General features: G+C 67.9%; 12 protein-coding genes. 4 read left to right on the forward strand and 8 right to left on the reverse strand.

What is annotated here, in order from left to right; translation table 11 throughout:
* Positions 1–38: 38 nt before the first annotated feature.
* The 4 genes from LQZ87_RS00600 to LQZ87_RS00615 form a co-directional block, all read right to left on the reverse strand.
* On the reverse strand, positions 39–3,017 hold the full coding sequence (locus LQZ87_RS00600) for an SMC family ATPase (RefSeq protein WP_230101506.1): 2,979 nt from the start codon (positions 3,015–3,017) through the stop codon (positions 39–41).
* Entirely contained in the window at positions 3,017–4,171 is a 1,155-nt protein-coding gene (locus LQZ87_RS00605) for an exonuclease SbcCD subunit D (RefSeq protein WP_230101507.1), read from the reverse strand. Before LQZ87_RS00605 ends, LQZ87_RS00600 begins: the two co-directional genes overlap by 1 nt.
* Positions 4,172–4,252: 81 nt before the next feature.
* The gene (locus LQZ87_RS00610) at positions 4,253–5,719 is read right to left on the reverse strand and encodes an MFS transporter (protein ID WP_230101508.1); all 1,467 of its coding nucleotides are present in this window, start codon (positions 5,717–5,719) and stop codon (positions 4,253–4,255) included.
* A gap of 144 nt (positions 5,720–5,863) precedes the next feature.
* Positions 5,864–6,172: a GNAT family N-acetyltransferase gene (locus LQZ87_RS00615; protein WP_230101509.1), complete on the reverse strand. Its 309-nt coding sequence runs from the start codon at positions 6,170–6,172 to the stop codon at positions 5,864–5,866.
* Between the two features lie 326 nt (positions 6,173–6,498).
* On the opposite strand from LQZ87_RS00615, the gene LQZ87_RS00620 reads away from it, so the two are divergent.
* The 4 genes from LQZ87_RS00620 (at position 6,499) to LQZ87_RS00635 (ending at position 8,977) form a co-directional block, all read left to right on the forward strand.
* Positions 6,499–7,230: a winged helix family transcriptional regulator gene (locus LQZ87_RS00620; RefSeq protein ID WP_230101510.1), complete on the forward strand. Its 732-nt coding sequence runs from the start codon at positions 6,499–6,501 to the stop codon at positions 7,228–7,230.
* An 83-nt stretch (positions 7,231–7,313) separates the two neighbouring features.
* Positions 7,314–8,300: a DNA-3-methyladenine glycosylase 2 family protein gene (locus tag LQZ87_RS00625; protein WP_230101511.1), complete on the forward strand. Its 987-nt coding sequence runs from the start codon at positions 7,314–7,316 to the stop codon at positions 8,298–8,300.
* Positions 8,301–8,321: 21 nt separating this feature from the next.
* Positions 8,322–8,732 carry a VOC family protein gene (locus LQZ87_RS00630; protein WP_230101512.1) on the forward strand — a complete coding sequence of 137 codons (411 nt, stop codon included), beginning with the start codon at positions 8,322–8,324 and terminating at the stop codon, positions 8,730–8,732.
* 35 nt (positions 8,733–8,767) lie between these two features.
* Positions 8,768–8,977 (forward strand): hypothetical protein, encoded by a 210-nt coding sequence (locus tag LQZ87_RS00635; RefSeq protein ID WP_230101513.1) that lies wholly within the window; start codon positions 8,768–8,770, stop codon positions 8,975–8,977.
* A gap of 6 nt (positions 8,978–8,983) precedes the next feature.
* On the opposite strand, the gene LQZ87_RS00640 is transcribed toward LQZ87_RS00635, so the two are convergent.
* The 4 genes from LQZ87_RS00640 to LQZ87_RS00655 all read right to left on the reverse strand — a co-directional run bounded on the left by LQZ87_RS00640 (position 8,984) and on the right by LQZ87_RS00655 (position 12,872).
* A complete protein-coding gene (locus LQZ87_RS00640) occupies positions 8,984–9,739 on the reverse strand; it encodes an ATP-binding cassette domain-containing protein (RefSeq protein WP_230101514.1) in 756 nt (251 codons plus the stop codon).
* Complete coding sequence (locus LQZ87_RS00645) at positions 9,736–10,785, reverse strand: iron chelate uptake ABC transporter family permease subunit (protein WP_230101515.1); 1,050 nt, start codon at positions 10,783–10,785, stop codon at positions 9,736–9,738. Before LQZ87_RS00645 ends, LQZ87_RS00640 begins: the two co-directional genes overlap by 4 nt.
* Positions 10,775–11,815 carry an iron chelate uptake ABC transporter family permease subunit gene (locus tag LQZ87_RS00650; protein ID WP_230101516.1) on the reverse strand — a complete coding sequence of 347 codons (1,041 nt, stop codon included), beginning with the start codon at positions 11,813–11,815 and terminating at the stop codon, positions 10,775–10,777. The genes LQZ87_RS00645 and LQZ87_RS00650 overlap by 11 nt, the downstream gene beginning before the upstream one ends.
* A gap of 70 nt (positions 11,816–11,885) precedes the next feature.
* The gene (locus LQZ87_RS00655; protein ID WP_230101517.1) at positions 11,886–12,872 is read right to left on the reverse strand and encodes an ABC transporter substrate-binding protein; all 987 of its coding nucleotides are present in this window, start codon (positions 12,870–12,872) and stop codon (positions 11,886–11,888) included.
* Positions 12,873–12,923 lie beyond the last annotated feature (51 nt).

Genomic DNA, 12,923 nt, shown 5'->3' on the forward strand with positions numbered 1-12,923 from the left:
GCGCGCACCCGCGTCTTCCCGGACACGGCCGCCGCAGCTCAGCAGCGGATGCGACTGGGCCCGGCAGGGGTCTGCTCGACGACGAGCTGGGCGGGGATCTGCTCCTGCATGGACTCGACGTGACTGATGATGCCGACCGTGCGGCCCCCGGAGCGCAGCTCGTCGAGCGTGCGCATCGCGACCTCCAGGGTGTCGGCGTCGAGAGACCCGAAGCCCTCATCGATGAAGAGGGTGTCGAGCCGGATTCCGCCGGCCCTGGCTGTCACGACCTCGGCGAGGCCGAGCGCGAGCGCCAGTGAGCTGAGGAACGTCTCGCCGCCCGAGAGGGACTGCGCAGGACGCGTCTGACCGGTGAAGGCATCGAACACGACGATGCCGAGCCCGGATGCCGCGCCCCGCGCCGCCAGCGCATCGGAGTGCTGCAGCTGGTAGCGCCCGGTCGACATGTCGCTCAGGCGGCGGTTCGCAGCCTCCACGATCTCTTCGAGCTCTGCGGCGAGCACGAAGGTCTCCAGCGTCATCTTGTGGGTGTTCCCTGCGCGGCCGGCGATGGTGTCGGCGAGCCCGCGGAGCACCTCGTGCTCGGCCTGCCGCTCCGCGCTGCGAGCGTGTTCGGATGCCGCGGACTCGACGAGGCGATCGAGCTGCGCCGCGACGGACTCGGCCCGCCCGGCGGCATCCATCGCCGTCTTCCAGACTGTGCGCGCCTCGCCGGATGCCGTTTCCGCCGGTACGAGATCGATGGGCTCCTCGGGGAGCGTGCGCAGCTCGAGTTGGAGCAGCGTCGAGCGTTCCTTCTCGCGCTGCACGCGATGCGCCGTGATCCTGGCGTCGAGCACTTCCTGCTCAGATGCGGAGCGCATGGCGTCGCTCGCCGCTGCGACGCCATCGAAGTCGGAGGCCACGAGCGCAGCGACCTGCTCCTGCGAAGCCGCGGTGTAGGCTTCCTCCGCCCTGGTGCGCTCGGAGATCGCCGTCGCCAGCGCATGCGCGGTGGACGCCTGTGCGACGACGGATGCGACGCGGTCGGCGACGGTGTCGAACTCGCCCCGCGCCTCGGTGATCTGCGTCGCCGCCTCCTGTTCGCGCTGCACGATGACGGCGAGCGTTTCGCGCGCTGCGGCCAGGGTCGCCGCCGCATCCGTGCGTCGCTGTTCCAGAGCAGCAATGGCCTGCGTGGCCTGTTCGACCTGCGCCTCGAGTGCGGCGAGCTCACCCGCCGCTGCCACCGCTTCCGCGTGCGCTCGTTCCGCCGTCGCCAGCTCGGCATCGGCGGTCTCCATGGTGCGGCCGTCGGCGACGGCCGAAGCAGCGGCGAGGTCGGCGGTGAGCGTCGTGACTCGATCCTGAGCCGCACGTTCGACGGTCTGCGCGGCATCCCGCGTCGCCTCGGCGTCATCGATGTGGTCGGCGGAGACCGGGTCCGTGTGCGCTGCCGGGGCCGGATGCTCCGTCGACCCGCACACGGCGCAGGGCTCCCCCGGCACCAGAGAGGTGGCGAGCTCGCCCGCGAAACCGTCCAGGCGACGGCGACGAAGGAGCGCGAGCACGCTCTGCGCATCGGCTAGCGTCGTGCTCGCCTCGGCAAGTGTCCGCTCGGCGGCTTCGCGCTGCGCGCTCACCGACGCCACCGCAGCAGCGGCTTCGCGACGCGAGGCCGCCGCGTTCAACGCGCGTTCGCGGTCTTCGATCCGGTCGGCGTTCCGCCTGACCTCATCGCGCTGCGTCCTCAGGGCGTTCAGGCGTGCCGGCAGCTCCGCGCGCTCGGCTTCGCCGGCATCGACCAGAGCGGATGCCGCGGCGACCTGCTCTCGTGCGGTCGCGAGTTCAGCGGCGAGCGTTGCGGCGGTCTGCTCGAGCTCCGCGGCGCGCGCCCACGCGCCGCTCTCCCTGGTTCGGTCGGCCGCCCACGCTTCGAGTGCCTCGGCAGAGGCCTCGGCGAGTTCGACGCCGACGGCGTCCCAGCGTTCGCGCGCCTCGACCTCAGCCGCCTGCGCGGTCTCGCGGGCCGACCGCGCTCGGGCAGTCGCCGCGAGAGTGGAGCGAAGCGCCTCGGCGGCTCGCGCCCGCTGCAGTTCGGACTTCGCCCTGTCGATCTCGGTCTGCTCGGAGTCCAGTCGTGCCATCTCGGCGCGTGCACGGTCCCGCTCCTGCTGCGCCTTCTGTTCTTCGCGGATGGCCGTCAGCGCAGCATCCGCCGCCGTCAGGCGCTTCTCGGCGTCGTCTCGCTCGGCTCCTCGGCGCTCGACGCGATACTCCGCGCGACTGGTCGCCGCGCGCAGAGCGTCGATGCGCTCCTGCGTCGACGCTGTCTCCGGCCCCGCACCCGCATCGCCCCAGAGCTCCGCTTCGGACACGACGCGTTCCGCCTCGGACACTCGCGCATCGACCGTGGTGACGACGCCTGCGAGTGCCTGCTCGGATGCGCGGCGCCTATCGTCGAAGCGCGCCTGGACTTCTTCGAAGCGCTCTGTGCCGAACAGACGACGCAGCAGCCCCTGACGCTCCTTGCTGTCGGCGAGCAGGAAGCGCGCGAACCGGTTCTGGGCGAGAAGGATCACCTGCAGGAACTGCTCGCGGCTGAGCTGAACGATCTCCTCCAGTTCGTCAGCGACCCGCTTCTCCTTCGCTGCGAGCGTCACCCATGCGCCGTCGCGGAGGACGTCGAGCTGCACGGCGGAGCTCTGCTTGGTCAGCCCACCGCCGCGCTTCGCCGGCCGCAGGTACTCCGGCGAGCGCGTGACCCGGAATCTCCCGGCGCTCGTGCTGAACTCGACGACGACCTCGCTCGGGTCGTCCGGCTCGCAGTGGTCGCTGCGCAGACGCTTGTCACCGCTCTCGTAGCGCGGCACCGAGCCGTAGAGGCCGAAGCAGACGGCATCCAGAATGCTCGACTTGCCTGCCCCTGTTCGCCCGGCGATGAGGAAGATGCCGTCCTCGGCGAATGAATCGAAATCGACCGTCTGCCGGGCGAGGAACGGACCGAAGCCCTCGATCTCGAGTCGGTGAAGGCGCACTAGACGAGGGCCTCCGCGATGACGCGCTCGTCGAGCACCTCGCGGATGAGTTCGCTCTCGCGCTCACTCGGACCCTGACCCGCCCGAACGTGCTCGAGGAACGCCTCGATGCGCTCGGTGTCGGTGACCGCGGTCCTCAGCCGCGCCGAGTACGAACGCTCCATCTGCTCGCCGTCGATCGCCGGCGCGTGCTGAACCATGGCGCAGTACGGGAAGCGCTCTTTGAGTCGGCGCATCGGCTCGGCCTGCGGGAGCGTGTCGGTGTAGACGGCGCACACCCAGTCGTCGGCGTGTGCCGCGATGTTCTCGTCCGAGAGGATGTCGTCCAGCGCTCCGGTCAGTGTGACGAGCCGGCGCGGCACCGGCAGCTCCAGCCATTCGACGGATACCAGGCCGTCGGCGTCGAGGTCGACCAGCCAGGAGCCGCGCTCCTTGTGCTGTTCACCGAAGCTGTAGTGCAGCGGCGCGCCGGCGTATCGAACCCGGTCGCTGAGCGTCTGGCGCCCGTGGATGTGGCCGAGGGCGACGTAGTCGGGCCCGTCGAAGACATCGAGCGGGACGACGTCGAGCCCGCCCTGACGCACCTCGCGCTCGAGGCCGACCGTGGCATCGACGCCGGCGGCGAAGCAGTGCGCGACCGCGACCGAGCGCCCCTCGTTCACAGCCATCCCCGCGCGCACGAGGCCCATCGCGTGCGCCATGGTCTGCGCCTGCGTCTTGAGCGCGACACCCTCCCAGTGCTGCCGCACGATCGCCGGCTCGAGGTACGGGATGCCGTAGAAGTGCACCGGGCCGTCGGCGTCGTCGATCGTCACCGGCGTGCCTATCGACAGCGGATCGGTGACGACGTGGATGCCATCGCGCAGCAGGCGCGCCTGGAAGCCGAGCCGCGCGGCGGAGTCGTGGTTGCCACTGGTGACGATCACTCGGGCGCCGGTGTCGTGCAGCGCGACCAGCGTGTCGCCGAGCAGTGTGTACGCGGGCCCGGCTGGTGTCGCGGAGTCGAACACGTCACCGGCGACGATGACGACGTCGACCGCATTGTCGCGGACCTGCTGCACGATCGCGGAGAACACCTCGGCCAGCGCATCCATGGTCGAGTTGCCATGGAACGTGCGGCCGATGTGCCAGTCGGAGGTGTGCAGGATTCGCATACTCACACGGTACGGACGGCCTCGGACATTCCCACAGAGGCGTGCCGCGCCGACGCCCGACCCACCCCGGAGAGAAGAGGCTCAGTGCACCAGAACCGGGGCCGCCTCGGACTCCGCCGCCCCCTGCGGCAGCAGGTCGTCCATGCGCCCGCGCACCATCGCGATCGCGATAGCGGAGGCGATCAGCATCCCGACGGCAGCCGCGATGAAGGTCGCGCTGTATCCGTCGGCGAGGACATCGAGGTCGACCTGCGCGTGCCCGCCGACGACAGCCGCATACACGGCCGTGAACACCGACAGTCCGATCGAGCCACCGATCTGCATGGCCGAGTTGGTCACGGCCGACGCCACGCCCGCGTCATGCGGTGCGACGCCGGCAAGGGCGACGTTCTGCAGCGGGATGAAGACGAACGCCATTCCGAAGCCCATCACGAGGAGCGCCGGAGCGACCTGCACGAAGTAGTTCCCACCGGGGGTGATGAACGACATGTAGAACAGGCCGGCGGCGACGACGAGCGGACCGCCGATGAGCATCGGACGCGGGCCGATGGACCCGAGCAGGCGAGTCGCCAGGGGTGCCATGACCATCGTGCCGAGCGGCAGCGGAAGGCTGGCGATGCCCGACTCGAGCGCACCCTGGCCGAGCACGATCTGCAGATGAAACGTGAGGTAAAGCGTCGCGCCGATCATGACGCTGCCGGCGACGGCCTGGATGAGGAAGGCCCCAGCGCGCACCCTGTGCGTGACGACGCGCAGCGGCAGCAGAGGGTTCTTGACGCGAAGCTCTACCCACACGAACGCCGCAAGCAGCACAGCGCCGAGCGCGAGGAAGCCGATCGTGAGCGGGTTGCCCCAGCCGGTCTCGGCCAGGCTGAAGCCGTAGACGAGCGACCCGAGCCCGAGAGTGACCAGCAGCGCGCCCCACATGTCGTAGTGGTTGTCGCCGCCTGCCTTGCTCTCGGTGAGGAAGAGTCCACCGCCGATCAGGCCGACAGCCACGAAGAACAGGTTGACGAGCAGGCACCAGCGCCAATCGAGGAACTCGGTGAGGAATCCGCCGAGCACGAGCCCGACGGCTGCTCCGGCACCGGCGACCGTTCCGAAGACGGCGAACGCTGTGTTGCGCTCCTTGCCCGAGGGGAACAGCGTCGTCAGCAGCGCGAGAGCGGCGGGAGCGAGCATGGCGGCGAAGACGCCCTGCAGACCGCGGCCGAGGATGAGTTCCCAGCCGGTGGTGGCGATGCCGGCATAGAGGGAGGCGAGGCCGAAGCCGATCATGCCCACCATGAAGGTGCGCTTGCGCCCCCAGTAGTCGGCGATGCGACCGCCGAGCAGCAGCAGCGCTCCGAAGGCGAGAGCGTATGCAGTGACGACCCACTGACGCAGGTGGTCGTCCATGTTCAGGGCGACCTGGGCCTGTGGGAGGGCGATGTTGACGATGGTGCCGTCGAGGACGACGACGAGCTGCGTGAGCGAGATGACGAACAGCGCCCACCACTTGGCTTTCGGATGGGCGCGCAGGGGCTTCGAACGCAGGGACGACGACATGGAAAAGCCTCCGGTGTCTGGTGAGGATGCCGGAGGTTTCAAGCCTCGGACCAGCCTCCGTTCTCAGGGGCTGACCGCCTCAGCGAACGGTGCTGAGCAGAGTTCCATTGTATCGGATCGATTACGACTGACGTAAGCCGAGCGTCAGTGACGGCGCAGCAGGCCCTGATGCTCCGGGTTCTGCTCGAACCACTCCGCGACGTACCAGCAGACCGGCTCGACCTTGCGATCGCCACGGCTCTCGATGTCGGCGACGGCGCCCTTCACGACGCAGGCGGCGTACCCGTGGCCGCGGAAAGTCGGGATCGTGAAGGCTCTGGTGAGGGCGATCGTCTTGCCGTCATCGCGGTAGTCCAGGGCACTGACGAGCACTCCGTCTCGCGTGAGCGTGTAGCGCGAAGCGTCCTTCTCATCGGTGACGAGGAACCCGTCGACCATCGTGGAATCCGTCATACGTCCACGCTAGGGCACCCCGTCGCACCGAGACTCGTTTTGACACCGGGCGTCATGGTCAGACATAATCCCCCCATGACCACCAACGCGCTCCCCTTGTCCGCCCAGGAGGCGAACGGGACTGCCGGGATGATGATGCCCGGTTGCGTTGGCATGTGTTGCCGAATGTGTCGCTGATCACTCAGCTGACCTGTCTGGCTCCGTTCTACGCCATCTGCGAAGCGTGAGCCCCGAGCACCTACCCGTGTGCTTGTTCTCGGCCTTCAGGGTCAACATCGCAACACATCCGAGTCGTATCGACTCACCCTCCCAAGGACTTCATCATCATGTCGAACATCGCACTCCTCGAGCGTCCAGCCACCCGCGCCCCTCATCTGCGTCCCGTCCCCCGCTTCGTCGAATCCGAGGCGCCCGCCACTTCCGCGGCTCCGGCGACACCCGCTGACCTTCCCGCCACCCGCTCACCGCGCGGCTTCGCCCTCTACGTCGGACTCGACGAGATCAAGGCCGCAGAGGCCGGCGTCAGCCTGCCGCTGCTCGTCGACGCCCTGCGCCGCACGCTCGCCGAGCTCGCTCCCGGCGCCGAGACTCACGCCACCGTCGCCCTCGCGCCGCACGGTTCCGGCGGTCGCGACCTCGACGTCGTGCGCCTCGCCCTCCAGGAGCCGGGCGCGATCGCCCGCGCCAAGGCAGCAACGGAGACCGAGGAGAAGAACGAGGACTACGGCGTCACCGTCGACATCTCGCGCAAGCGGGTGCTGATCGATGGCGAGTCCGCCGCGTTCACCTACAAGGAGTTCGAGCTGCTGCAGTACCTCGTCCTCCGCGAGGGCCGCACGATCGAGCGCTCAGAACTCGTCGGCGCCCTGTGGCAGTCTCCAGAGGACGAGACACCGGGCGAGCGCACGATCGACGTGCACGTTCGCCGTCTGCGCGCCAAGCTCGGTCGCTACGAGGACATCGTCCGCACCGTGCGCGGCGTCGGCTACCGGTTCGACCGCCACGCCGATGTCGTCATCCGGTACGGCCACGGCACGCCTTCGCCCGACCGGTTCTGAGGCTCGCGCCTTCGCCGACCCGTCGGGGGTCAGTCGGCGGGATGCCGCGACCCACTGTCAGCGGTGCGACGTAGGGTGTTCGCATGACCTTGACAGCGGATGCCGCGACCTCAGCCGCCGCACCCGCGAAGTCGGCGCAGCGTGAGCCGCTCCACACCGTCTACCGCCCCGCGCACCCGCTGAACCTCTTCCGCACGGTCGGCGTCCTGATCCGCGGTCCGAAGGATCCGACGATGCTCGTCGACGGATCGACGCTCTGGCGCGCAACGCGCACTCCTGACGGCATCGCCACGCTCGCCCTCCGCCAAGCGACCGGCGAGGTTCACGCGAGCGCCTGGGGCCCAGGCGCCGGGTGGGCGCTCACGCAGCTCCCCCGGCTGTGCGGCGGCGATGACGATGCGACCGGATTCGACGTGGCTTCCTTGACCGCCGCCGGGCATCCGCTCCTCGCCGAGGTCGCCCGCCGCACCGCCGGCACGCGCCTCACCCGCACCGACCTCGTCTTCGACGCCCTCGCGAGCGCCACGATCGAGCAGAAGGTCACCTCGTACCAGGCGTTCGGCGCGTGGCGAGTGCTGATCACCCGCTTCGGCGAGCGCGCCCCAGGGCCGACGCCGCGGCCGATGTTCGCTCCGCCGACGGTCGACGGCTGGCGCGGCATCCCCTCATGGGCCTGGCACCGAGCCGGTGTCGAGCCCCCGCAGTCCCGCGCGATCGTCCGCGCGGCCGAACGCGGTCGGCGCATCGCCGACGCGGTGCTCGCCGCCGAATCGGGCGACGACCGCGACCGGGTGCTCACGAGCCTGCCCGGCATCGGCGCGTGGACATCCGCCGAGACACGCATCCGCGCGCTCGGCGATCCCGATGCAGTGAGCGTCGGGGATTACCATCTCGCCCACCAGGTCGGTTTCGCGCTCACCGGCGCCCGCGTCGACGACGACGGAATGCTGGAGCTCCTCGCCCCCTGGGCCGGGCACCGCCACCGCGTCATCCGCCTCATCCTGGCCAGCGGTGTCGTCGAACCCCGCCGTGGACCGCGCCTCGCCCCAGAGGATCATCGCCGCCGCTGAACCGTCTGCGAGGGTGGGAAGATGCTCATCTTCGATCACCTCGGCATCACCGTCGACGACCTTCCGCACGCGATCGCGCAGTTCGATCCGGTGATGGTCGCGCTCGGCTTCACCCGGCATGACATCGAAGGCTCGGTGTCATGGCAACGCGACGGCGAGCCCGAGCTCATCCTCTTTCCCGCACGGGAAGCGGGAACCGGTCCGCACCGGCACGGCCATGTGGGCTGGCAGCATCTCGCTCTCGCGGTGGAATCGCGCGACGAGGTCGACCGTCTGCACGGCATCGCCATGGATGCGGGCTGGTCTGCGGTCCGCGCCCCGAAGGAGTACCCGCGATTCAGCGACCGCTACTACGCGGCCTTCGTCGAGGACAGCAGCGGGATCCGCATCGAGTTCATGCACAACCCGCCGCGCGAGCCCGAGACGCTCTGAGCAGTAGTGACAGGTGTCTCCTCTAGGCTGAGCCCATGTCGGCCACCAAGAAGCAGCGCTGGACCTGGCTCGCCGGCACGGTCGTGCTCTTCATCCTGGGCATCGTGATCGGGTTGATCCTGCAGAACGTGTGGCTGGGCCTCGTACTCGCCCTGATCGTGTCCGTCGTGTGGCTGATCGCCACCGAGTCGCGCAAGGGCGGCAACACCGGCGTCAACGACGAATCGCACGGCATCGAGCTCTAGAAGGCGTCAGTAGTACACCGCGAGACGCCCGCGTGGACCGTCGATGACCGTCACCGGGGTGTGGAACACTCGCGTGAGCACCTCGTCCGTGATGATCTCGTCCGGGGTGCCGTGCACGGCGATCCGGCCATGCTCCATCGCGATGATGTAGTCGCTGTAGGCGGCTGCGAAATTGATGTCGTGCAGCACGATGACGATCGTGCGTCCCAACTCGTCGGCGGCGCGGCGCAGCTGCCTCATCATCTGCACCGAATGCTGCGCGTCGAGGTTGTTGAGCGGCTCGTCGAGCAGGAGGTAGTCGGTGTCCTGCGCGAGGACCATCGCGACGTAGGCGCGTTGCCGCTGACCGCCGGATAGCTGATCGAGGAAGCGCTGTTCCAGATCGGTGAGGTCGAGGAAGTCGATCGCCTCGGAGATCTTGTCCTCGTCGACCTGCGTGAGCCGTCCCCCGCTGTACGGATAGCGCCCGAAACCGACCAGCTGACGCACGGTCAAACGCGTCACGAAGTGGTTCTCCTGGCGCAGGATCGACACGGTCTTGGCGACCTGTTTCGACGCCGTGCGATGCACGTCGAGGCCCGCGACCTCCACCGTCCCCTCGTCGGGCGCGAGCAGGCGCCCGATCATCGTGAGCACGGTGGACTTGCCTGCGCCGTTCGGTCCGACCAGCGCGATGATCCCGCCGGCCGGGATATCGACCGAGATCGGACCGATCTCGATGTCGTTGCCGTAGCGCTTGGTGACATTGTTGAGACGTATCACAGACGCCCCTTCCGAAGGATGACGAACAAGAACAGCAGACCGCCGATGAGCTCGACGACGATGGTCACGGCGTCGACGAGCGGGAAGACGTGCCGCAGGAGGAAGTACGCGGCCGTGAGGATGACGTAGCCCAGCAGCCAGGCCACAGGCAGGATCCGACGGTGATCGTAGGTGCTCGTGATCGAGTACGCGAGGGTCGCCATGAGGAATCCGAGGAAGGTCATCGGGCCCACGAGGGACGTGGTCATCGCCATCAGCACCGAGACCAGGGTCAGCATGAGCATGATCTGACGCTTGTGGTTCAGGCCGAGGTTGGCGCTGATCTCGCTCCCCAGCGAGATCACGTTCAGACGTCGCGCGAGGAACCAGATCGTGCCACCGGTCGCGAGGACGACCGGGATGACGAACCACAGGAAGTCGGTGCTCGCGTTGCCCACGCTGCCGAACAGGCGCGCGGTCAGCACATCGAACTCGTTCGGGTCGAGCATCTGCTGCATGAATGTGGCCAACGAGCCCATGCCTGCACCGATGATGATGCCGATCAGCAGCATCACGTGCAGGTTCCCGAACCGGCCGGAGAGCAGCCACGAATACAGCAGCACGGCGAAGAGCACCATCATCGCGCTCTGCAGCAGGAAACGGCCGAACGGGCTGATCTCAGCGATCCCCGCTGTGCCGAAGAAGAACACGATCGTGGTCTGCATGAGCACGTAGAGCGATTCGAAACCCATGATCGACGGAGTGATGATCCGGTTGTTCGTCACCGTCTGGAAGGTGACGGTCGCGATCGCCTGGCAGAACGTGACCACCGCGATGACGACGAGAGTGGTGACGCGCATCCGGGAGATGCGCCACCACTTCTCACTTAAAGGCTCGAACTGATTCCCCCAGGTCAGCAGCAGCATCGTGACGGCCACCGCGCCGACGATGAGAGCGCCCAGGATGAGCAGATACCGGATGCGGTGCGCACTGCTCGCGTAGGGTCCGAAGTCCCGTCGGGACGCCGACTGCGCGGACGCGGAGATGGGAGTCGTGTCAGCTGACACCGTTCCTCCTCGTGCGAAGCAGCATGAAGATGAACACGGCCGAGCCGACGACGCCGAGCACCAGCGACACGGGCACTTCGAACGGCATGATGACGACGCGGCCGATGATGTCGCACATCGTGACGATCCAGATGCCGGTCAGGAACACCCAGGGCAGGTTGGATCGCAGATCGTCACCGCGAACCATCGAGACCAGGTTCGGGACGATCAGGCCGAGGAACGGCAGCATGCCGATCACGACGGTGACGACTCCGGTGGTGAGGGAGATCAGGCCGACTCCGAGCAGCATGACGCGCTCGTAGTCGAGGCCCACGTTCGTCGCGACGTCCTTGCCGAGGCCCGCGACGGTGAAACGGTCGGCGACGATCATCACGATCACCGCGACGACCAGCACGATCCAGAGCAGTTCGTAGCGGCCGACCTCGATGCCGGTGAATCGGCCCATGAACCAGCCGCCGAGAACCTGCAGCAGGTTGAACCGGAGGGCGAGGAACGTCGTGATCGCGCTGACCACCGCGCCGAACATGATGCCGACGATCGGCACGATGAGGGACGACTTCAGCGTGACCCGGCGCAGGAACGCGAAGAAGATCAGTGTGCCGATGAAGGCGAAGACGATCGCCACGACCATCTTGACGAAGATCCCGGAGGACGGGAGCACGATGTAGGTCACGAGGAGCCCGAGACCGGCCCACTCCGTGGTGCCGACGGTCGTCGGCTCGACGAAGCGGTTCTGGGTCATCAGCTGCATGATCAGGCCCGCCATCGCCATGCTGGCGCCGGCGAGCACGAGGGATGCTGTTCGCGGGATGCGGGTGATCCAGAGGAACTCCGCTCCCTCACCAGGGACAGCGGTGATGTCGGCGACCCCGACGAAGATAGACAGCGTGATCAGGCCGATCGTCAGCGCGATCGCGAGGAGCAGCGGCCACGTCCTGCGCCAGCGCGACCGGGTGCGCGAACGGGGTCTGGACGTGGAGAGCGCGTCGATGTTGGTGACGCGCGGTGTAGGGGTCGCCGGAGAGGCCATGGTTCACCGTTCTGCGAGACGCGTCGCCGCCGAGGCTCTCGGCGGCGACGCGTCTGAAGTACTCAGCGGGTCAATTCTCTCCGAAGAGGTCGGCGAGGCCGTTCAGAACAGTGGTGTAGGCGAACACGTCCTCGGTGAGGTAGTAGTCCGCGGGGAAGACATAGATCGCTTCGTTCTTCACGGCGGGCACATTCGCCAGCGCCGCGGAACTGTTGATCAGGTCGAGTGCCGGGGTGACCTCGCCCTCGCCGACGGCGGCGTCACGGTCGAGCACCGTGAAGAAATCGGCGTTCGCGCCGGCGAGCGCCTCGAGCGAGACGCTGTCGCCGGTGTGGTTCTCCGACCCCTCGGCGTCGAGCGCCGGGGTGAGGCCGAGCAGATCGAAGAAGATGCTCGATCCACGGCCGTCGATCGGGTTGGCGTAGTTGATCTCTCCGCCCGACGTGATCAACCCCATGACGGTGGACTCGGGGTCATAGGCGTTCTTGGCGCCGTCGACCGCGGTGTGGAACTCCTCGATCAGCGCCTCCGCCTCGGCCTCCCGGTTGAAGACCTCGCCCATCAGCGTGATGCTCTCGGTGACGTACTCGTCGACCGACTGATCCTCGGGGCCGGTCATGTCGACGAACGCGGCGTCTGGTGCGGCATCCTTCACGCCCTGTGCGTTCTCCTTCGCGCTGAAGCGGTAGCCGTTGATGATGAGATCGGGGTCTGCCGCCACGATCTGCTCGAAGTCGGGCTCACCGTGCGTGCCGATGTTCAGGATCTCCTCATCGGCGGCGAGCGGGTTCTCGGGGCTCATGAGGTCGCGCGGGGCGACGGAGACCGGAAGGTCCCAGTCGGCGGCGAGCTGGAAGAAGCGGTTGTCCGTGACGGCGACGCTGTCGGCGCTCTCGATCGTCACCTCGTTGCCGGCGAGATCGGTGACCGTGATCGGGTAATAGTCCTCGGCTGCGTTCTCGGGGGTTTCGGCATCCGCGGGTGCGCTGCACCCGGCGAGAGCGAGGAGTGAGACGGCACCGAGAGCGGCCACTGCGAGAGTTCTGGGCATGGACATGGAAGGGACTCCTGTTCTGCTGCGTGTCGAGGTTAGTAAGGTAAGGCTTAC

The organism is Microbacterium sp. Bi121 (assembly GCF_918698005.1).
Taxonomy (GTDB): Bacteria; Actinomycetota; Actinomycetes; order Actinomycetales; family Microbacteriaceae; genus Microbacterium.